Genomic DNA, 21,141 nt, shown 5'->3' with positions numbered 1-21,141 from the left:
TAGCCCTGCTATGACTCGTCGCGGCGCCTTGGCCGAACACCCAAGCCACTCGCCAAAAGAGAACGTATTTCCGAGACAGGACACTAGCGTCGGCTCAACGCCAGCCGTGCCGCGAACAGTACGAACACCAGGCCGGTGCAGCGGTCCATCCAGCGGATCACCCGTTCGCGGCGCAGCACCTCGGCCAGCGGCCGGGTGGCGGCGATCAGGCCGGTCGCCCAGAGCAGCCCCAGCAGCACATGGATACCGACCAGGCCGAAAGTCCAGGCCACCAATGGCTGGCCCTGGGGAATGAACTGGGGCAGGAAGGACACATAGAAGATGCCGACCTTGGGGTTGAGCAGGTTGCCCAGCATGCCCTTGACGAACCAGTTGCCGGTGGCCGGCGCCTGCTCGCCAGCCGGTGCCATCGACTGGCGCGGGCGCAGCAGCATGTTCACCCCCAGCCAGGCCAGGTAGGCGGCGCCGCAGTACTTGAGCAGGTTGTAGGCCAGCTCCGATACCGCAATCAGCGCGCCCAGGCCGAAGGCCACCGCCGCGCCCCACAGCAGACAGCCGGCATTGATGCCCAGCGCGGCGCGCAGTGACTGCTGGCGGCTTTCCACGGCGGCGGTACGCAGGATCAGCGCGGTGTCCAGGCCGGGCGTCAGGGTCAGCAAGGTGGCGGCCAGGGTGAAGGCGATCAGGTTGTCGGCGAAGGGCATGGCGCAAGACTCGGCGGGGCAATGCGAGCACGTTAGCAGATGGCCGCGACGCCTTCACCACACGCCTTGCAAAGCTGTTAGCCTTGCCCTGTTCAGGTCACCACGGACAGCCCATGGCCAACCACAAGATCGAGATCCGTCGGCGCAACATCGACAAGATCCTCCAGGCCGCCGAGCAGGTGTTCGCCGCCAAAGGCTACGGCGCCACTTCGATGGGCGACATCGCCGAGCAGGCGCAGCTGCCGCGCTCCAATCTGCACTACTACTTCAGCACCAAGGACGAGCTGTACCGCGCGGTACTGCAGGACCTGCTGGATGTGTGGAAGCAGGACGCGCTGTGTTTCGAGCGTTTCGACGACCCACGCGTGGTGCTGACCAGCTACATCCGCGCCAAGATGGGCCATTCGCGCTCACGGCCGCTGGGCTCGAAGATCTGGGCCGAAGAGATCCTGCACGGCGCGCCGGTGCTCGGCCCGACCCTGGACGACACCCTGGTGCCCTGGGCGCAGCTCAAGGAAGCCAAGATCCGTGGGTGGGTGGAAGACCGACGGATCCTGCCGGTAGAGCCGTCGGCGCTGCTGTACATGATCTGGGCGGCGACCCAGCACTATGCCGACTTCGGGTATCAGGTGACCTTGCTCAACGACGGTGTCCCGCTGACCGACCCGGCCTTCGAAAGCGCAGTACAGACCGTGACCAGCGTCATCCTGCGCGGTATCGGGCTGGAGCCCTGAGCACGGCGCTCAGCCACTGGCCGCCGGGCCTTGCAGGAATGCCAGCAGGTGTTCGTTGAACAAGGCCGGCGCCTCTTCCATCACGAAATGCCCGCACCCTGGCAGGATCACGCCACGCACCGTCTGCGCATGCCCCTGCAGGGTCTGCAACGGCGCATCGCCGGTGGCGTGCTCGGCACCGATCGCCAGCACCGGCATGCGCAACGGGCGGGCAGCACGCTCGCGGTTCTGCCGGATGGTTTCGGGAATCGCCCGATAGTAGGCAAACCCACCGCGCATCCCACCCGGTGACGAATAGGCGCGAATATAGACATCGGACGCCACGGCATGGCGCTGGATGGCCCAGCGATCGAACATGAAGTTCAAGTAACCCTCCTCACGCCCGGCAATCAGGAACTCCGGCAGGTCGCGGACCTGGTTGAACAGGAAATGCCAGAGGAAAATGTTGTCCTGCGGCTCGACGAAGATCGGCGGCGCCGCAGCCAGGCCTGGTATCACCGCTTCGGCCACCGCCAGCGAGCGCACCGCTTGCGGCTGATCGCTGGCCAGGGCGTAGGCCACCCACATGCCCACATCGTGGCCGACCAGGTGATAGCGCTCATGCCCCAGCTGCGCCATGAGCGCATGCAACAGGCGAGCGACGTTGCCGGTGTCGTAGCCCTGCTCGGGCCGGTCCGAGTCACCCAGACCGGGCGGGTCGACGGCAATGGCCTTGAAGCCTCGCGCGGCCAGCGCAGGGAGCACATGGCGCCAGGCATACCAGGTCTGTGGCCAGCCGGGCACCAGCAGCACGGGCTCGCCCTCCCCCGCCACGGCGCAATGGATGCGCAGCCCCTCCACCTGCACATAGACATGGGCGAACGCGTCGTCCCGGGTTGCGTTGACTGCGTTCATGCCCGTGCTACCGCTACGTTGCCGGCCGCGGCGATCCCCAGCATGCGCTGGATCTGCCCAGGGTCGACCGGTGCTCCGGCAAAGTCGTCGAAGACCTGCCCGGTGACCTGGATGATGTGCCGGTCGATGAACTCGACGCCCTCCCGGGCCCCGACCTCCTGGTCCTTGAGGCAGCACTCCCACTCAAGGGTGGCCCAGCCATCGAAGTCGTACTGCGCCAGCTTGGAAAAGATCGCCTTGAAGTCGACCTGCCCATCGCCCAGCGAGCGGAAGCGCCCGGCGCGCTCGGCCCAGTCGCTGTAGCCGCCATAGACACCTTGCCGACCGCTCGGATTGAACTCGGCATCCTTGACGTGAAACATGCGGATGAATGGGTGGTACAGGTCCAGATACGCCAGGTAGTCGAGCTGCTGGAGCACGAAATGGCTGGGGTCAAACAGGATACGGCAGCGCTCGTGCTCGCCCACCAGCCCAAAGAAGCGCTCGAAGCTGGTGCCGTCGTGCAGGTCCTCGGCCGGGTGGATCTCGAAGCACAGGTTCACGCCCTGCTCGTCGCACACATCGAGAATCGGCCGCCAGCGCCGCGCCAGCTCTTCGAAGGCAGCCTCCACCAGGCCCTTCGGGCGCTGCGGGAAGGGGAACAGATAAGGCCAGGCCAAGGCACCGGAAAACGTCCCCATGTCGGCCAGGCCCAGATTACGGCTGGCGCGGGCTGCCAGCTTCATGCGTTCGATGGCCCAGTCCGTGCGGGCCTCCGGGCGCCCGGCCAGCGAAGCAGGCGCGAACGCGTCGCACAGGGGGTCATAGGCCGGGTGTACCGCCACCAACTGGCCGAACATATGGGTGGTCAGTTCGCTGATCTGCAGGCCGTGTTCTGCCAGCTGCCCCTTGATCTCGTCGCAGTACCCCGTGCTCTGCGCGGCCAGGGCCACATCGAACAGGCGCGCATCCCAGGCCGGCACCTGGAGGGCCTTGAAACCCAGCTGCGCGGCCCAACCGGCGATGCTGTCCAGCGAATCGAACGGTGGCTTGTCGCTGCTGAACTGCGCCAGGTGCAGGCTTGGGCCTTTGAGCGTCTTCATGGATTCCTTCCTATTGTTTGTCGATCAGCAAACAATAGGCGCCATCGACGCTGTCCGTCAACCGCGAATTGGCTAGAATGCCCGTTTGACGCATTCGGACAGACAGGCAATGGCAGGACGACCTCGGGAATTCGACAAGCAACAGGCACTGCGCAAGGCGCTGCGGTTGTTCTGGGAACACGGTTACGAAGGCACCTCGATGGCGGCGCTGGTCGCCGGGCTGGGCATCGCCTCGGCGCGGATCTACGCGGCCTTCGGCAGCAAGCAGCAACTGTTCGAAGAGGCCGTGGCACTGTACGAATCGGCCGAAGGCGGTTTTGCCGACCGCGCCCTGGCCCTGGCGGATATCCACCAGGCGCTGGAGCAGATGCTCGAGGACGCCATCACTACCTATACCCGTGCCGACGAGCCCAAAGGCTGCCTGGTGGTCAGCGCGGCCAGCGGCGTTGGCCCGGACAACGTCGCGGTGCAGCAGTGGTTGGCGGATCACCGACGCCAGCGCAGCGAATCGATCATTGCCCGGCTAGACCGTGCCCGCGAGCAGGGCCAGTTGCCGCCCGACACTGATGTGCAGGCCCTGGGGCATTTCTACGCCACCTTTCTGCATGGCATCTCGGTGCAGGCACGCGATGGCGTACCCGAGGCGGCCCTGCGCGGTGCCTGCCACTGCGCCTTGGCATTGCTGCCGCGATAGCCTTGCTCAGCGGCCCAGATGCTCACAGAGGAAGTCGATGAACACCCGGGTCTTGTGCGGCAGGTAACTGCCGTTGGGGTACACCACGCTGATCGGCTGCGCAGGCAGGCTGTACTGCGGCAACACCCGCTGCAGATCACCACTGGCCAGGTCCTGCTCCACCAACCACGCCGGCAGCACGGCCACCCCCAACGATGCGCGGGCCATGGCGCGAATGGCATGGCTGGCGTTGGACTGGAAGGCGGCAGTGCCGGTGATGCTCAGGCTGTCGCCCTCCCCGGCCTGCAAGGTCCAGCTGGTCGGGTTGTGCAGGTTGCTGTTGGCGATCCAAGGCAGGTTGGCCAGATCCGCCGGCTGCTCGATGCCATGCCGGGCGATGAACGCAGGTGCTGCCACCAGCAGGATGTCGTAATCGGCCAGCTTGCGGCTGCGCAGGTTCGAATCCACCAAGGTGCCGAGGCGCACCACCAGATCGAGCCGTTGCGCAATCAGGTCACTCAATGACGAGTCGATGTCGTAGCTGATCGACAGCCCTGGGTAGCGCTCGGCGAACAGCGGGATCAACGGCAGGATGAAGCGCTCGCCATACTCGCCGGTGGTGCTGATGCGCAGTGTGCCGGCCACCCCGTTGTGCCGCTGCATGACGCTGTCGAAGGCGCTCTCGACATCACCGACGATCACCTTGAAGTCGTCGTAGAACGCCTGGCCGGTTTCAGTCGGCGCAATGGCGCGGGTGGTGCGTACCAGCAAGGTCACCGCCAGCGCCTGTTCCAGTGCCTTGACGTGCTGGCTGGCCATCGCCTTGCTGATCCCGAGAAAGTCCGCAGCCTTGGTGAACGAGCCGAAATCGACCACCGCCAAGAACGTCTGCACCCGGTTGAGCTGGGTGTGGAGGGCCGTGCGCAGCATTGTTCATTTCCATCAAACAGAGTTTCAAGGGTAACGGCATCGACCGGGTCAGTCCAAGCCGCTTAGGCTGCGCGCTGCAAAGGAGTGGCAATGACCTATCGATACCGCGTGGCGACTGTTTTCCTGTTGGGCTTCTTCATCGACTGCATCAACATCTTCATGCCGGCCGTGGCAATGCCACGGATCGCAGCCACCTTCGCCATCGACAACGCCAACAGCGCCTGGGTGGGCAACGCCTACATCCTCGGGCTGGCCCTGGTGATGCCGGTCAGTACCTGGCTGGCGGCGCAATGGGGCGCCAGGCAGCTGCTGAGCGCCAGCATGCTCGGGTTCGCCGTGGCGGCGTGGGGCTGCGGGCAGGCCGACGGCTTTGCCGGGCTGATCGCCGGGCGCTTGCTCCAGGGCATGGCTGGCGGGCTGCTGATCCCGGTAGGCCAGGCGCTGACCTTCAACCTGTTCCAGGGGCCGGAGCGCGCCCGGGTATCTACCCTGGTGATGGCCGTGGCACTGATTGCGCCTGCGCTGTCGCCGAGCCTGGGCGGGCTGATGGTTGACCGTGGCAGCTGGCCCTGGGTGTTTCACGCCAATATTCCGCTGGCGCTGTTGGCGGCCGGGCTGGCCTGGCTGTGGATCCGCGACGTACCCGGCACGGCGCAGGCACGGCCAGACTTCCTCGGCCTGCTGCTGATCAGCGCCGCCCTCGCCGCCCTGTTGCTGGGGATGTCGCTGTACGGCGCCGGCCATGGCCTGGCCTGGGCTTTGCCGTGCCTGGCCCTGGGCGCGCTGTGTGCCTTGCTGTATCGCCGGCATTACCGCCGCACGAACAGCGCCATCCTCGAACTGGATTTGCTCGACAGTGCCCGGCTGAAGGTTTCCATGTGGATCTACCAGGCCATCCCCGGGATCTTCACCGGGGTCAATCTGCTGAACATTTTCTATCTGCAAGACACCCTCGCGCTGAGCGCCCAGGCCACCGGGCTGTTCATGCTGGTGTACGCCGCCGGCGCCTTCGCCGCCATGCTGATGGTGGGCCGGGCCTACAACCGCGCCGGGGCAAGGCGCCTGTTCCTGCTGGGGATGCTGCTGCACAGCCTGGGCATCGCCATGCTGGTGCTGGTCGACAGCGCACGGGACGGCCACCTGCTGATCCTCGCCTACGCCTTGATGGGCATCGGTGGCGGCATCGGTGCCAACACCGCGCAGACCACGGCATTGCTCGATTTCACCGGCCAGCAGACCCAGCAGGCCAGCGTGCTGTGGAACCTCAATCGGCAGATGGCCTTCAGCCTTGGCGCGGCGCTGCTGTTGATGGTCTTCAACCTGCTGCTCGATCAATTGGGCAGCACCCTCGCCTACCACCTGAGCTTCGCCCTGGCGGCGCTGCTCGGGCTGACGCCGCTTGCGCGGCTGCACACATTACCCCAGGAGAACCCCCACCATGCCTGACACCGCGATTGCCCGTGCCGAGCACAGCATCCATCACGTACATGAGCTGATCCAGATGGTCTTCAGCCGCCCCGCCGCCGAAACCCAAGCGGCACTGGGCGGGTTGATGGCGGTGTTCGCCGAGGATTTCAGCATGGTCGGCATCGCGGGGACGCTGTTCCATCGCCAGCAGGTCGAGCAGTTGTTCAGGCGCATCGCCGGGACGCGGCCGGGGCTTGAGATCGAAATCGACGAGGTGCAGGTCGTGTGGCTAGCAGGAATGAACATGGCGGTGCGCTACAAGGAGGTCCAGCGTCTGCAGGGCGTGACGCAGGCCCGCTGGGCGCTGGCGATACTCGTATGCAGTGAGCTCGGGGTGGTGTGGAGGTGTTTGCAGGAGACGGTGGTGGGTGCGAGCTGAGGCCCACCAGGCATGGCTAATTATGCCTGTGAGGTTACCGCTGCCCGCCTTGGTGCATGCCTCAAGTCAGGTGAGGCGCCAGTGGTGCCCACCTCAATACCGCGTCGCACCAACAAGGCGGACAGCGATGAAACAACAGGAGTAATTGGCCCGAAACAGATGTGGGAGCTGCGGTTCGCCGCTGCGACTTGCCAGCTCCCACAGTTTGTTTCGGGCCAGTTACTCCTTCAAGGTCATCATTGCCCGCCTTGGTGCATGGCGTCAGACATGTGAGAGCCCCTGTTCAACCCACCTCACGATAGGGATTGCGCGGATCCTGGGTCCAGTTCATGTACGGCTTGCCGGTGTCCTGTGCCTGCATGTCGATGCAGTTTTCCACCGGGCAAGTGATCTGGCACAGGTTGCAGCCCACGCACTCTTCCTCGATCACGCTGTAGGCATGGGTGCCGTCAGCCTTGAGCGTGCTGGCGATGGCCTGGTGCGAGGTGTCTTCGCAGGCGATATGGCAGCGCCCGCAGCCGATGCAGGCAGCCTGGTCGATATGTGCCACCGACTTGTAGTTGATGTCCAGGTACTTCCAGTCGGTGGTATGCCCCACCGCCTGGCCACGGAAAGCGTCCAGGTTGCGGTGGCCATGCTGGTCCATCCAGCGTGCCAGGCCGTCCTGCATGTCCTCGACGATGCGAAAACCATGCAGCATCGCCGCCGTGCACACCTGCACCGCGCCACTGCCCAGGGCCATGAACTCGGCGGCATCGCGCCAGTTGCCGATGCCGCCGATACCGCAGATCGGCAGGCCCCGCGTCTCGGGGTCGCGGGCGATCTCGGCGACCATGTTCAGGGCGATGGGTTTGACCGCCGAACCGCAATAGCCACCGTGAGTACTCTGATCGCCCACGATCGGGTGGGCCACCATGCGGTCGAGGTCGACGCTGGTGATCGAGTTGATGGTGTTGATCAGCGACACCGCGTCCGCCCCGCCGCGATGGGCCGCCCGCGCTGCCTGGCGAATGTCGGTGATGTTGGGGGTGAGCTTGACGATCACCGGCAGCGAGCAATGGATCTTGCACCAACGGGTAACCTGCTCGACGTACTCGGGCACCTGGCCGACCGCAGCGCCCATGCCGCGTTCGGGCATGCCGTGGGGGCAGCCGAAATTGAGTTCGATGCCGTCGGCGCCGGTGGCCTCCACCAGCGGCAGGATGAATTTCCAGGACTCCTCGACGCACGGCACCATCAGCGACACCACCAGCGCCCGGTCGGGCCAGTCCTTCTTCACCTGGGTGATTTCACGCAGGTTGATCTCCAGCGAACGGTCGGTGATCAGCTCGATGTTGTTGATGCCCTGCACCACGCGGTTGGCGCCATAGTGCGCCGAGTAGCGCGACGACACGTTGACCGCTGCCGGGTCCTCACCCAAGGTTTTCCACACCACCCCGCCCCAGCCCGCCTCGAAGGCGCGGACCACGTTGTAGGCCTTGTCGGTGGGTGGCGCCGAGGCCAGCCAGAAGGGGTTGGGCGCCTTGATGCCGGCGAACACGATGGACAAGTCGGCCATTTATGCAGCCTCCACGTTGAGCATGAGTTGGGCATGGATGGCTTCGGCGGCCAGCTTGCCGTGCTGCACGGCCTGGACGGTGAGGTCCTGGCCCAGGGCGGTGCAGTCGCCGCCGGCATAGATGCCCGGCAGGCTGGTCTGCATGTGCTCATCGACGCGGATGCGCTCGCCGTCGCGGGCCAGTTGCGCGGCCAGCGGGTCGCTGAGGCTGGCGTCGTCGAAACCTTGGCCGATGGCCTTGAAGATCGCATCGGCGGCCAGTTCGAAGGTCTCGCCGGTGTCGGCGAGGCGGCCATCGACCAGCTGGGTACGCACGAAGCGCATGCCGCGCACTCGGCCTGAGTCATCGAGCAACACGGCATCCGGCCGTGCCCAGGTGTGCAGGCGCACCTGGTTGTGTTTGGCGATTTCCTGTTCGTGGTCGGTGGCGCTCATGTCGGCCTCGCCTCGGCGGTACACCAGGTTGACGTCGCGCGCGCCCAGGCGGCTCATCTGCACCGCCATGTCGATGGCGGTGTTGCCAGCGCCGATCACCAGGCAGCGGTCGGCCAGCGGCAGCTGGCTGAGGTCGTCGGCCTGGCGCAGTTCGCGGATGTATTCGGTGGCGGCCAGCAGGCCGGGGGCGTCTTCATCCGCCAGGCCCAGCTGACGCACGGCATCCAGCCCCAGGCCGAGGAACACGGCATGGTACTGGCCGTGCAGCTCGGTCAACGACAGGTTGCTGCCCAGCCGTTGGCCATGGCGGATCTCGATGCCACCGATGCCCAGCAGAAACTCCACTTCACGCTGGGCGTAGTCGTCCACCAGCTTGTAGCGGGCGATGCCGTATTCGTTGAGGCCGCCGGCTTTGTCCCGCGCTTCGAATATCACCACGTCGTGGCCGTGCATGGCCAGGCGATGGGCGCAGGACAGCCCGGCCGGGCCGCCACCCACCACGGCGATGCGCTTGCCGGTGGCCGGTGCGCGCTGGAACGGGTGAGCGCTGAAGTGCGCATTGTCCAGGGCATAGCGCTGCAGTTGGCCGATCAGCACCGGCGCACATTCCTGGGCGTTGTTGCGCACACAGGCCTGCTGGCAGAGGATCTCGGTGGGGCACACCCGGGCGCAACTGCCGCCGAGGATGTTGGCCGAGAGGATGCGCTCGGCAGCGCCTTGCAGGTTCTCGTCACTGATGCGGTGGATGAACGAGGGGATGTCGATTTCGCTGGGGCAGGCGTTGACGCACGGCGCGTCGTAGCAGTACAGGCAGCGTGCGCTTTCGACGGCGGCCTGGCGGGCGGTGAGCGGGGGCGCAAGGTCGCTGAAGGCCTCGGCCAGCTGGTCGGCGCCGGCCCGAGGGCGCGGCAAGTGGTTCAGGGCGTCGATCACGGTTGTAGCCTCTCTCGTTTTTATTGGAGGCGGCGGTGGTCAGGTGCCGCGTCCGTTTTGGGGATGGCAGTCAACAGGGGCTGACGTGGGAGCGGATTTTCATAGACCAGCGTGGGAGCGGGCTTGCCCCGCGATCACCGGCCAAGCCGGTGCCACACACTGCGATGCTCGCTTCGCGGGGCAAGCCCGCTCCCACGGGATCAGCGCTGAACTGGCGTCGGTTTGTGCCGCTCGGCACGCCGCTCCAGCACCTCGAACACCGACGGGTACGCCGGCCGTTCCACATAGCGCCCTGCCCCAGGCTCGGCACGCAGGTCGCCGTCGGCCCACAGCACGTTGCCCTGGCTGATGGTGTGGCTGGGGACGCCGCGCACGGTGCGGCCTTCGAAGATGTTGAAATCAACGCGCTGATGGTGGGTCTGGGCGCTGATGGTGCGCGTGCCCTGCGGGTCCCACAGCACCAGGTCGGCGTCGGCGCCGACGCGGATGGCGCCCTTGCGCGGGAACAGGTTGAAGATCTTCGCGGTGTTGGTGGAGGTCAGCGCGACGAACTCGTGCATCGACAGGCGCCCGCTGTTCACCCCGGCATCCCACAGCACCGCCATGCGGTCCTCGATGCCTGCGGTGCCATTGGGGATACGGCTGAAGTCGTCGCGGCCCATGGCTTTCTGCTCGGCGCAGAAGCAGCAGTGGTCGGTGGCGGTGGTGTGCAGGTTGCCCGACTGCAGGCCCCCCCACAGTGCGTCCTGGTGCTCGCGCGGGCGGAACGGCGGGCTCATCACGTAGCCGGCGGCGGTGGCCCAGTCCGGGTCGCGGTACACGCTGTCGTCCAGCAGCAGGTGGCCGGGCAGCACCTCGCCGTACACCGGCTGGCCCTTGGCCCGGGCATAGGTGATCTCATCCAGCGCCTCGCGGCTGGACACGTGCACCAGGTACAGCGGCGTGCCGAGGGTTTCGGCAATGCGGATGGCGCGGCTGGCAGCCTCCCCTTCAACCTGCGAGGGTCGCGACAGTGGGTGCGCCTCGGGCCCGCTCAGCCCTTGTGCCAACAGCTTGCGTTGCAGGTGATAGACCAACTCGCCGTTTTCGGCATGCACGGTGGGCACCGCCCCCAGTTGCAGACAGCGCTCGAAGCTGGCCACCAGGGTATCGTCGGCGGCCATGATCGCGTTCTTGTAGGCCATGAAGTGCTTGAAGCTGTTGACCCCATGTTGGGCCACCAGCTCGCCCATCTCTTCGGCGACTTGCTCGCTCCACCAGGTGATGGCGACGTGGAAGCCATAGTCGGACGCACTTTTCTGCGCCCAGCCACGCCAGGTGTGGAAGGCTTCGAGCAGCGACTGCTGCGGGTTGGGGATGACGAAATCGATGATCGAGGTGGTGCCGCCGGCCAGGCCCGCGGCGGTGCCGCTGAAAAAGTCCTCGCTGGCCACGGTGCCCATGAACGGCAATTGCATGTGGGTGTGCGGGTCGATGCCGCCGGGCATCAGGTACTGGCCGCTGCCGTCGAGCACCTGGCAATCGGTGGGCGCTTCGAGGTTTTCACCGATGGCGCGGATCACGCCGTCGGCACACAACACATCAGCGCGGTAGCTTTCTTCATGGGTAACCACGGTGGCGCCACGGATCAACAGGGACATGCCGTCTTCCTCGCAGGCTGACCGGTCTTTGTGGCCGGTTCTTGGAATTTTCATGGGCCAGTGCCTGCGGGTTTCGATCAATCCTGTCAGGCCTGACAAGAATCGAGGCTAGTTGCGGTTCTGACATTCATCAAGAAAAAATATATGCAAATACTAAAAATTTTATCTTGTTGATTTATATAAATTAATTGCACAAATCACCAAAACGGAACAGCCCTTCACCATTTTGACGCACTTGACAGGATGCAAATTTGGTCAAGATTTTCTACGCAAATTCAGCTGTTTAAAAACGGCTGGGCAGGCGCAGGCAGCGCAGCGCAAATACCGGGCCGCACCGCTTTGAATCACGGTGTATTGGCCGGTATCGACGTTGCAGTCATTCGCACGTTCCAGGCGCAATCAGGAATGCTTTTGCAAGTCAGTAAGTTACCTGCGGTCAGCAACAATCACCGGGAACGGCCAAGGCCAACCCGGCACGGTTGTTGTAACCCCGGCCACAACCGCCATGGCCGGATCGCAGGTGCAGTACTGGTGGTGTGTGTACTCCGGCCATCGCATTAGCCCGATGAGCAAACAACAAGAAGAACTCCCTGGAGAAGGCCCCATGCAACCAAGCAGATCACAAGTGGTCGAGCAGCATGGCCTGTTCGAGCTCGACGCCGGCAGCGACGTGCTCGACAGCCCCCGTTACAACCACGACATCGCCCCCACCAAAGTGCACCAACGCACCTGGAACAAGTGGCACATCACCGCGCTGTGGGTCGGCATGTCCATCTGCGTGCCCACCTACACCCTCGGCGGCGTGCTCACCGCCTACTTCGGCCTGAGCGTGGGCGAGGCGCTGCTGGCGATCCTGCTGGCCAACCTGATCGTGCTGATCCCGCTGACCCTCAACGCCTTCCCCGGCACCAAGTACGGCATCCCCTTCCCGGTGCTGCTGCGCTCGTCGTTCGGCATCTTCGGCTCCAACGTGCCCTGCCTGATCCGCGCAGTGGTGGCCTGTGGCTGGTTCGGTATCCAGACGATGTTCGGCGGGCTGGCCATCCACCTGTTCCTTGGCTCGCTGTCCCCCGAGTGGAAGGCGCTGGGCGGCACCGGCGAAGTGATCGGCTTCATGCTGTTCTGGGCGCTCAACCTGTGGGTGGTGCTGCGTGGCGCCGAGTCGATCAAGTGGCTGGAAACCCTGTCGGCGCCGCTGCTGGTGGCGGTGGGTATCGGCCTGCTGTTCTGGGCCATGCCGCACATGTCCATGACCGAGTTGCTGGCACAACCGCCCAAGCGCCCCGAAGGCGCCAGCGTGGTCGGCTATTTTTGCGCCGGGCTCACCGCCATGGTCGGCTTCTGGGCCACCCTGTCGCTGAACATCCCCGACTTCAGCCGCTACGCGAAAAGCCAGAAGGACCAGATCCTCGGGCAGATCTTCGGCCTGCCGCTGACCATGTTCCTGTTCGCCTCCCTGGGGGTGATCATGACCGCGGCCTCGGCCTCGCTGGTGGGCCAGACGGTGTCCGACCCGGTCAGCCTGATCGGCCATATCCAGAGCCCGGGCTGGGTGGCGCTGGCCATGGCGCTGATCATCATCGCCACGCTGTCGACCAACACGGCGGCCAATATAGTCTCGCCCACCAACGACTTCCAGAACATCGCCCCACGCCTGATCGGGCGCAACCGCGCGGTGTGGCTGACCGGTTTCATCGGCCTGGCGCTGATGGGCCACGAGCTGCTCAAGAAGCTCGGCTGGATCGTCTCCGACCTGAGCCTTGAAAGCGTGTATTCCAACTGGCTGCTGGGCTACTCCAGCCTGCTCGGGCCGATCGCCGGGATCATGGTGGTGGATTACTTCCTGGTGCGGCGCCAACAGCTGGACCTGGCCGGGCTGTACCGCGACGACGTGTACCCGGCGTGGAACTGGGCCGGTTTCGTCGCCTTCGGCGTGCCGGTGGCGCTGACCGTGATGGCCATCGGCAACAGCAGTTTCAGCTGGTTCTACGACTACGGCTGGTTCACCGGTTCGTTGCTCGGCGGCGGCTTGTACTACGCCCTCGGCGCCGTGGCCCTGCGCAGCCAGGCACGGCTGGCCAAGCCATTGCCATGAACGCCCCGCTCCCTGCGTGGGAGCGGGCTTGCCCCGCGATGGGGCCGCTACAGCCCGACCAAAAAAGCCTGAGGAGACACCCATGACTAGCCTCGCCAAGGACGTCCTGCAATCAAGCAAGCACCACATCGACAGCGCACGCCTGTGGCAATCGCTGATGGACCTCGCCCGTCTCGGCGCCACGCAAAAAGGTGGTGTGTGCCGCCTGGCACTGACCGACCTGGACCGCCAGGCCCGCGACCTGTTCGTGCAATGGTGCCAAGACGCCGGCTGCACGGTGACGGTCGACGGGGTCGGCAACATCTTCGCCCGCCGCCCGGGGCGCAACTCCAAGCTACCCCCGGTGATGACCGGCAGCCATATCGACACCCAACCCACCGGCGGCAAGTTCGACGGCTGCTTCGGGGTGATGGCCGGGCTGGAGGTAATCCGCACCCTCAACGACCTGGGCGTGGAAACCGAAGCGCCGCTGGAGGTGGTGGTGTGGACCAACGAGGAAGGCTCACGCTTCGCCCCGTGCATGATGGGCTCGGGGGTGTTCGCCGGTAAGTTCACCCTGGAAGAGACCCTGGCCAAGCGCGATGCCCAGGGCGTCAGCGTTGGCGAGGCGCTGAACGCCATCGGCTATGCCGGCCCGCGCGCAGTGCTCGGGCACCCGGTGGGGGCTTACTTCGAAGCGCATATCGAGCAGGGGCCGATCCTCGAGGACCAGGCCAAGACCATCGGCGTGGTGCTCGGCGCACTTGGGCAGAAATGGTTCGACCTTACCTTGCGCGGCGTCGAGGCCCATGCCGGCCCGACGCCGATGCACCTGCGCAAGGACGCCCTGGTCGGCGCCGTCGCGGTGGTCGAGGCGGTCAACCGCACTGCCCTCGCCCACCAGCCCCATGCCTGCGGCACGGTCGGCTGCCTGCAGGCCTACCCGGGCTCGCGCAACGTGATTCCGGGCGAGGTGCGCATGACCCTGGACTTCCGTCACCTGGAGGGCGAGCAGCTGGACGCGATGATCGCCGAGGTACGCGGGGTGATCGAGGCGACCACGGCGAAGCATGGGCTGAGCTACGAGCTGACCCCGACTGCCGACTTCCCGGCCCTGTATTTCGACCCTGTCTGCGTTGATGCCGTGCGTCATTCGGCGGCGGCGCTGGGGTTGGCGCACATGGATATTGTCAGTGGCGCCGGGCATGACGCGATTTTCCTGGCGGAGCTGGGGCCGGCGGGGATGATCTTCGTGCCGTGTGAGGGGGGGATCAGCCATAACGAGATCGAGAATGCTACGCCTGGGGATCTGGCGGCGGGGTGCGCGGTGTTGTTGCGGGCGATGCTGGCGGCTTCGGAGGCGATTGCGGGGGGGCGGTTGGCGGCTTGAGGGGTACGGTTTCGGCTCGGGCATCGGCAGCGCACGATGTTGCTTTCTCGGCCGATTATGAGATTCGTCTCATTCATCGCCCGCGACGGCACGCTTAGCATCCCAGGCAAGAACAGGCCCCTCATCCGAGCCTGACCTGCAACCGGAGGCGGTCGTGCCCAAGCCAACCTTGATCGACAATTTCTCGCGCCGCATCGACTACCTCAGGCTGTCGGTCACCGACCGCTGCAATCTACGCTGCACCTATTGCATGGCCGAGGACATGACTTTCCTGCCGCGCCATCAGATCCTGACCCTCGAAGAGCTCTATCGCGTTGCCGAGCGTTTCGTCGCACTCGGCACACGGAAAATCCGCATCACCGGTGGCGAGCCGCTGGTGCGCCCCGGTGTCGTTGGCCTGTGCGAACGCCTTGCCGCCCTGCCGGGCCTGCGCGAGCTGTGCATGACCACCAACGGCACCCGGCTGGAAGCACTGGCGGCGCCGTTGTTCGACGCAGGCGTGAATCGCCTGAACATCAGCCTCGACAGCCTGGACCCCGATCGCTTCAAGGCCCTGACCCGCAATGGCGACCTGAAGACCGTCATTGCCGGCATCGACGCCGCGAAGGCTGCCGGTTTCCGGCGCACCAAGCTCAATTGCGTATTGCTCAAGGGCCGCAACGATCACGAGATCAACGATCTGGTGGCCTTCGCCATTGATCGCGGGCTGGATATTTCCTTTATCGAGGAAATGCCGCTGGGCCTGATCAGCGAGCACAGCCGTGCCGAAACCTTCTATTCCAGTGCCCAGGTACGCGAGCGAATTGCCGAGCGTTATACCCTTATCAGCTGCGCCGAATCGACCCAGGGCCCGTCACGCTACTGGCGACTGGCAGAAGCGCCGCATATTCGCCTGGGCTTCATCTCGCCCCATAGCCAGAATTTCTGCGCCACCTGCAACCGCGTTCGGCTCACAGTGGACGGCCGGTTGCTGCTGTGCCTGGGCAATGACCACGCCGTGGGTCTGAAGCAGGTGCTTCGTCGCTACCCCGGCGATAACCGGCAACTGGAGCAGTCGATCGTCGATGCGATGAAGCTCAAGCCCTATCGCCACCACTTCTCGCTCGAGGACGGAACGCAACTCGTACGCTTCATGAACGTAACCGGCGGATGATCGATCCGCTTCACGAACAAAGGGACCATGGGTGTTTTTAGAACTGCTGTTTTCTGTGTTGTTCTCGGAAGCCTTCTGGGAATGGTGCTAGGCCTGTCTGTCGCCGCATGGGTGCTGCATGACTGTGCGGCGGCCAGGCTCCACACCAGTAAAAAATCTTCTGAATAAGGTATTTCATGAAAAACGTTCTGTTGGCATTGGTTGCCCCCGTACTTCTATCCGCGCCGTTGGCAATGGCGAGCACGCCTCCTTCCCCTGAAGCCGGGAAAAATTATCTGATCACGGAAGAACCCGCGAGCAAGTCGCCAAGTGTCATCGAGTTCTTTTCATATGCCTGCGCGCACTGCCGCAAACTCGATCCGTCGGTTGCGCAATGGGCGGCCCACGCAGGCAAGGACGTGGCGATCAGGCAAGTTCCCGTTTCTTTCGGAAACAGGCAATGGGCAGGCTACGCCAAGGCGTTCTATGTCAGTGAAGCACTGGACCTCAAGGCGATCTCGCACAGTGCGTTATTTGACCTGGCAAGCCGTGGCGTGAAGCTGGATAACGACGAGGCGATCATTGACTTTTTCGTAGGCCTTGGAGCGGACCGAGCACGGGTCGGCCAGATGGTGGACTCCTTTGTTGTCAGAAGCATGATCGCCGAAGGCGACCGGCTGGCAATGCGCTACAAAGTCCGGGAAGTACCGAGTTTCGTGGCGAACGGGAAGTACCTGACCAGCCCGAGCATGACAGACTCCAACGCTACGCTGCTGGGGTTGCTTTCAAGCCTGACGGGCATTTCGAAATAAAGACAGGGCATCTCGAGAAATATTCAGAAGGCACATTCAACGATGCCACTGGATAGTTGTTTGTTTGTTCTCTGCATCTCTTTTTCATTGAGCACGGATGCTTTCGCAACCTGCGCGCCGACGCCAGGCCGCACGGCAATAATCGTCACGCTGGAATACCTGTGACAGACATTCAAAGCCCCTGCGCCACCGTTTGAGAATCGTCTGGTATTTGCGCACCACGCCGCTCCCTAGAATCGGCCCATGCAATTACGTCGATACCTGCTGCACCTGAACCCGGTGTTATCCACCCCCGAAGCTGCCCGCCGGCTGCTTCGGCTATTTGCCGTCGTGCTGGCGATCGGCATCCTCAGTGGCGTGTACAACTTCCTGTTGTCGACCTTCAACAACGAACTCTCACAGCGGCGCGGCTACATGAGCAGCGCGATCGCCGAGGCCCATACCTTCTTCACCAATCGCCAGGCCCTGCTTGAAAGCATGAGCCTTGCCGCCGTTCGCACCCCTGTGCAAACCATGCCCCTTGCGTCGACGCCCAAGGACGAGGAAACCCAGTTGCTGCTGGGCAACGACCCCGCTCATACCTGGAACCTCTGGCTCACTCGCCGCCTGGGGGATTACTTGCAGGAAAAGAAAGTCAGCCTGCTTTACGTGAACACAAGCGCTACGCCGCCGATCAAACGGCTCTACAACGCCTCGTCGCAACCGCCCGCCCTCCCCGCCGGCATTCTCTATCAGCTCAAGGAACTCGATGCGCGCACCCCGCCGATCAACGAACTGTGGCTGAGCGGCCGGAGCGGGCAGCGTTCGCACCTGTACCTGTTTACCCGCCTCGATGAACACGACGCGCAAGCCGGATGGCTGGGCCTTGAGATGGACACCCGCGAAGTCTCTTCAGCCCTGAGCGACCAAAGTGCCGGCACCTTCATGATGCTGACCGCCGACGGCATGCTGGTGTTCAGCAATGCTCCGGCGCCCGCACCGGACACACAACTCTGTCGCGCCGAACAGGACAGTTTCTTCGGTTTCATTGGTAGCGGCCTGCTGCCCGAACGCTTGGTGATCCGCAAGAACCTGACCTCCTCGGACTGGCAGCTGGTCTATTCAATCGAACTGTCCTCGGTGCTGCAGGACCTGTGGAAGCAACTGCTCGGCGCATCGCTGTTCTGCCTGTTCAGCCTGACCCTGATCCTGCTGCTGACCCGACGCCTGGAACAGCGCCTGGTCCTTCCGGCCATCCAGCGCCTGCAGGCGCTGGTGGAAAGCGAGGCGTTCAGCCGCGACGTGATCCAGACCGCGCCACTGGCACTGTGCGTGCTGCGGCGCAGCGACGGCAAGGTGATGCTGGAAAACCCGCTGGCCCGACAATGGCTGGGAACAGGCCCTGCGCGTGACCGGCTCGGTGCAGCCTGGGTCCAGCGGGCATTCAGCACGCCCCACGACGAGCGCCACGACCCGGTCGAAACCGTCGAGGGTCGCCATCTGTGTCTCCACCGCGCAACCACTCGCTACAAGGGCGAGGACGTACTGCTCTGCGCCTTCAGCGACATCAGCGCGCGCAAACAGATCGAAGCCACACTGATAGAGGCCCGTCGTTCTGCCGATGCCGCCAACCAGGCCAAGACCCTGTTCCTGGCTACCATGAGCCACGAGATCCGCACACCGCTGCATGGCGTGCTGGGCACCCTCGAGCTGCTGTCGCGCACCCACCTGGACGCCCGGCAGACCGACTACCTGCTGGCACTCGAAGGCGCATCGTCCACCCTGCTGCAACTGATCTGCGATGTACTGGATGTGTCGAAGATCGAGGCCGACCAGCTGACCCTGGAGCTGAGCGAGTTTTCCCCCGTGGACTTGGCCCAGGAGGTCGTGCGCGCCTACAGCGCCGCCGCTCTCGCCAAAGGCCTGCAACTCTATGCCTGCCTCGACGCGCACCTGCCGCCGCGGCTGGTCGGCGATGTGAACCGGATCCGCCAGGTGCTGGGCAACCTGCTGAGCAACGCGCTGAAATTCACCGACGCCGGCCGCGTGGTGCTGCGCGCCCGGGTCCGGCACCAGGAAGGTGAGCGCTCAAGACTGATCTGGCAGGTCAGCGACACCGGCAAGGGCATTGCCAAGGAAGACCAGCGCCTGATCTTCCAGCCGTTCTATCAAGCCCGGGGCAACCAACAGGCAATGGCCGGCACCGGCCTGGGGCTTCCGATTTGCCAGCGCCTCACCCAGTTGATGCACGGCACGCTGCACCTGGTTAGCGAGCGTGGCCTAGGCACCAGTGTCAGCCTCGCTTTGCCCCTGCAGATCGCTGCCGGCGCAGGCCCTGCAGCGCTGCCGTGCAACCTGCTGGCCGAACCTGTCTACCTCGTTTCATCCGTCCGCGAGCTGGCGCTAACCTGGGCCGGCTGGCTGCATCGCTGGGGCGCCCGGCCCCATATCGGCCCACCTCCGGACACCGACACAGCCCACAGCTACCTGTTGCTGGAGCTGCACCCCGGCACCCTGCAACAACGATTGATGGAAAGCTGGAGCGGCCCGCAGGTCCTGGCCAGTGCGGACGGCCGCGGCGAACACCTGCCAGGCACGCAGGTGTGGCACGTCAACCTCAGCAACCTTGCCGCCCTGCATGAGGCCGTCAGCCAGGCCCAAGGGCTGCGGCCCCTTCGCGAGGAGCAGGGCAATCAAAGCAGCGAGACCCGCCGACTCAGCCTGCGGGTACTGGTTGCAGAGGACAACGCAATCAACCAGCGCACCCTCAAGGAACAGCTCGAAACTCTCGGTTGCAGCGTGGAAGTCGTGGCCGATGGAGAGCAGGCCTTGCGGCGCTGGCAACCAGGGCGCTTCGACCTGGTGCTGACCGACGTGAACATGCCCGGCCTGAATGGCTACGGACTGGCCAGGGCGCTGCGCCTACGCGACACGTCGGTGCCGATCATCGGCGCCACTGCCAACGCAATGCGTGGCGAACAGGCGCTGTGCCTGGCAGCCGGAATGAACCACTGCCTGGTCAAACCCTTCACCTTGCAGGCGCTCTACAACTGCCTCAAGCACTACCCAGGAACCCGCCGTGAAGCCCTATAGCATCCTGATCGTCGAAGACCACCCCTTCCAGCGCCAGTACCTGCACCACCTGTTCAGCGAGCTGGGTCACTTCCACCTGGACACCGCCAAGGATGGCAACGAAGCCATGGAGCGCCTGCACGACGGTGAATTCAACCTGGTGCTGACCGACCTGCTGATGCCCGCCATGGACGGCGTGCAATTCATCCAGCAACTGGCGACGCTTCACTACAAGCCGGACCTGGCGATCATGACCACCGCTTCTCGTCGCCTGCTGACGGCGGCGAGCCTGGTGGCGAAGAATCTCGGCATCCGAGTGGTCGGGCTGATCAGCAAACCGGTGACACCCTCCGCCCTGCGCGCCCTGACCGCACAGCTGCGCCCGGCCAGGCCCAACGAGCCTGCCCAACGCCCGACACAGACCGAGTTTGACCGGCCGTCATTCATTCGCGCGCTGGATGCACAAGCTTTGCAAGCCTGGTTCCAGCCCAGGATCTCGGTGCAGGACGGCCGCATCGTCGCCGCCGAAGCGCTTGTGCGCTGGGTGCATCCGGAGCAGGGCACGTTGTTGCCCGGTGCATTCCTTCCGGCGCTCGAAGCCTGCGGGCTGGAAGAGCGCCTGCTGTGGGAAATGCTCGAACAGGCCATGGCCGCCCAGGCGCGCTGGCGGGCCCAGGGCCACGACGTTCCGGTCTCGATCAACCTGCCCACCCACCTGCTCGACGACACCGACCTGGCCGACCGGCTGCTGCAGTTCGTGCTACACCACCGGGGAGAGCCCGGCGCGTTGTGCTTCGAACTGCTGGAGTCGTCCCGGCCGCTGAAGCCCGGCAACTACTACGCCGGCGCCTGCCGCTTGCGCATGAAGGGCTTTGCCCTGGCCCAGGACGACTTCGGCCAAGGCTACAGTTCCTACCTCAACCTGGTGTCGACGCCGTTCAGCGAACTGAAGATCGACCGCGCACTGGTGCAGGGCAGCCAGGACAACGAATACATGGCCTCGGCGCTGAACAGCCTGATCGCCTTGGGCCGCAGGCTGGGCCTTACCGTGGTGGCCGAAGGGGTGGAGACCACGGCCCAGCTGGAGGCACTGCACAAGGCCGGCTGCCAGCAAGCCCAGGGTTTCCTGATTTCCCGCGCCCTGCCGGTGGATCAGTTCGAACAGCTGCTGGCGCGAAACAGGCCGGCCAATCTCCCTTGAAACCGCCCACAGCGGTAGGATGGATGCCCGATTTCACTCCTTCAACGCGCGA

General features: G+C 64.6%; 18 protein-coding genes. 10 read left to right on the top strand and 8 right to left on the bottom strand.

Annotation, left to right across the window (positions count from 1 at the left end):
* Nucleotides 1-83 precede the first annotated feature (83 nt).
* A complete protein-coding gene (locus tag RTH46_RS17125) occupies nucleotides 84-704 on the bottom strand; it encodes a LysE family translocator (protein ID WP_316906184.1) in 621 nt (206 codons plus the stop codon).
* Nucleotides 705-817: 113 nt separating this feature from the next.
* Here RTH46_RS17125 and RTH46_RS17120 point away from each other — a divergent pair, with 113 nt between their 5' ends.
* Nucleotides 818-1,438 carry a TetR/AcrR family transcriptional regulator gene (locus tag RTH46_RS17120; RefSeq protein ID WP_153788873.1) on the top strand — a complete coding sequence of 207 codons (621 nt, stop codon included), beginning with the start codon at nucleotides 818-820 and terminating at the stop codon, nucleotides 1,436-1,438.
* Nucleotides 1,439-1,447: 9 nt separating this feature from the next.
* On the opposite strand, the gene RTH46_RS17115 is transcribed toward RTH46_RS17120, so the two are convergent.
* Nucleotides 1,448-2,332, bottom strand: coding sequence for an alpha/beta hydrolase (locus tag RTH46_RS17115; RefSeq protein ID WP_316906183.1), 885 nt, complete (start codon nucleotides 2,330-2,332; stop codon nucleotides 1,448-1,450).
* Entirely contained in the window at nucleotides 2,329-3,414 is a 1,086-nt protein-coding gene (locus RTH46_RS17110; RefSeq protein WP_316906182.1) for a sugar phosphate isomerase/epimerase family protein, read from the bottom strand. The genes RTH46_RS17115 and RTH46_RS17110 overlap by 4 nt, the downstream gene beginning before the upstream one ends.
* A gap of 109 nt (nucleotides 3,415-3,523) precedes the next feature.
* On the opposite strand from RTH46_RS17110, the gene RTH46_RS17105 reads away from it, so the two are divergent.
* Complete coding sequence (locus RTH46_RS17105; protein ID WP_316906181.1) at nucleotides 3,524-4,108, top strand: TetR/AcrR family transcriptional regulator; 585 nt, start codon at nucleotides 3,524-3,526, stop codon at nucleotides 4,106-4,108.
* Between the two features lie 6 nt (nucleotides 4,109-4,114).
* Here the strand turns inward: RTH46_RS17105 and RTH46_RS17100 are convergent, their stop codons facing one another.
* Entirely contained in the window at nucleotides 4,115-5,017 is a 903-nt protein-coding gene (locus RTH46_RS17100; protein ID WP_153788877.1) for a LysR family transcriptional regulator, read from the bottom strand.
* 90 nt (nucleotides 5,018-5,107) lie between these two features.
* Here RTH46_RS17100 and RTH46_RS17095 point away from each other — a divergent pair, with 90 nt between their 5' ends.
* Nucleotides 5,108-6,463, top strand: a complete 1,356-nt coding sequence (locus tag RTH46_RS17095; RefSeq protein ID WP_316906180.1) for an MFS transporter — start codon at nucleotides 5,108-5,110, stop codon at nucleotides 6,461-6,463.
* Nucleotides 6,456-6,863: a DUF4440 domain-containing protein gene (locus RTH46_RS17090; protein WP_316906179.1), complete on the top strand. Its 408-nt coding sequence runs from the start codon at nucleotides 6,456-6,458 to the stop codon at nucleotides 6,861-6,863. The genes RTH46_RS17095 and RTH46_RS17090 overlap by 8 nt, the downstream gene beginning before the upstream one ends.
* 283 nt (nucleotides 6,864-7,146) lie before the next feature.
* On the opposite strand, the gene preA is transcribed toward RTH46_RS17090, so the two are convergent.
* From preA to hydA, 3 genes are all read right to left on the bottom strand, one after another.
* Entirely contained in the window at nucleotides 7,147-8,421 is a 1,275-nt protein-coding gene (gene preA, locus RTH46_RS17085) for an NAD-dependent dihydropyrimidine dehydrogenase subunit PreA (RefSeq protein WP_153788880.1), read from the bottom strand.
* A complete protein-coding gene (locus tag RTH46_RS17080) occupies nucleotides 8,422-9,789 on the bottom strand; it encodes an NAD(P)-dependent oxidoreductase (RefSeq protein WP_153788881.1) in 1,368 nt (455 codons plus the stop codon).
* A 200-nt stretch (nucleotides 9,790-9,989) separates the two neighbouring features.
* Nucleotides 9,990-11,429 (bottom strand): dihydropyrimidinase, encoded by a 1,440-nt coding sequence (gene hydA / locus RTH46_RS17075; RefSeq protein WP_153788882.1) that lies wholly within the window; start codon nucleotides 11,427-11,429, stop codon nucleotides 9,990-9,992.
* Nucleotides 11,430-12,033: 604 nt separating this feature from the next.
* Here hydA and RTH46_RS17070 point away from each other — a divergent pair.
* From RTH46_RS17070 to RTH46_RS17055, 4 genes are all read left to right on the top strand, one after another.
* Nucleotides 12,034-13,524, top strand: a complete 1,491-nt coding sequence (locus tag RTH46_RS17070) for an NCS1 family nucleobase:cation symporter-1 (RefSeq protein ID WP_153788883.1) — start codon at nucleotides 12,034-12,036, stop codon at nucleotides 13,522-13,524.
* An 82-nt stretch (nucleotides 13,525-13,606) separates the two neighbouring features.
* Entirely contained in the window at nucleotides 13,607-14,893 is a 1,287-nt protein-coding gene (locus RTH46_RS17065) for a Zn-dependent hydrolase (RefSeq protein ID WP_153788884.1), read from the top strand.
* Between the two features lie 154 nt (nucleotides 14,894-15,047).
* Entirely contained in the window at nucleotides 15,048-16,046 is a 999-nt protein-coding gene (gene moaA / locus RTH46_RS17060) for a GTP 3',8-cyclase MoaA (RefSeq protein ID WP_153788885.1), read from the top strand.
* 176 nt (nucleotides 16,047-16,222) lie between these two features.
* Nucleotides 16,223-16,837, top strand: coding sequence for a thiol:disulfide interchange protein DsbA/DsbL (locus RTH46_RS17055; RefSeq protein ID WP_316906178.1), 615 nt, complete (start codon nucleotides 16,223-16,225; stop codon nucleotides 16,835-16,837).
* A 23-nt stretch (nucleotides 16,838-16,860) separates the two neighbouring features.
* Here RTH46_RS17055 and RTH46_RS17050 read toward each other — a convergent pair whose 3' ends face one another.
* Complete coding sequence (locus RTH46_RS17050) at nucleotides 16,861-16,986, bottom strand: hypothetical protein (RefSeq protein WP_316906177.1); 126 nt, start codon at nucleotides 16,984-16,986, stop codon at nucleotides 16,861-16,863.
* Nucleotides 16,987-17,080: 94 nt separating this feature from the next.
* Here RTH46_RS17050 and RTH46_RS17045 point away from each other — a divergent pair, with 94 nt between their 5' ends.
* Together RTH46_RS17045 and RTH46_RS17040 are read left to right on the top strand one after the other, a co-directional pair.
* Nucleotides 17,081-19,909, top strand: a complete 2,829-nt coding sequence (locus RTH46_RS17045; RefSeq protein ID WP_316906176.1) for an ATP-binding protein — start codon at nucleotides 17,081-17,083, stop codon at nucleotides 19,907-19,909.
* The gene (locus RTH46_RS17040; RefSeq protein WP_316906175.1) at nucleotides 19,896-21,089 is read left to right on the top strand and encodes an EAL domain-containing response regulator; all 1,194 of its coding nucleotides are present in this window, start codon (nucleotides 19,896-19,898) and stop codon (nucleotides 21,087-21,089) included. The genes RTH46_RS17045 and RTH46_RS17040 overlap by 14 nt, the downstream gene beginning before the upstream one ends.
* Nucleotides 21,090-21,141: the final 52 nt, after the last annotated feature.

This window comes from Pseudomonas sp. zfem004 (genome assembly GCF_032621715.1).
In the GTDB taxonomy this organism is placed as follows: domain Bacteria; phylum Pseudomonadota; class Gammaproteobacteria; order Pseudomonadales; family Pseudomonadaceae; genus Aquipseudomonas; species Aquipseudomonas sichuanensis.
This window is presented reverse-complemented; position numbering and strand designations above follow the sequence as displayed.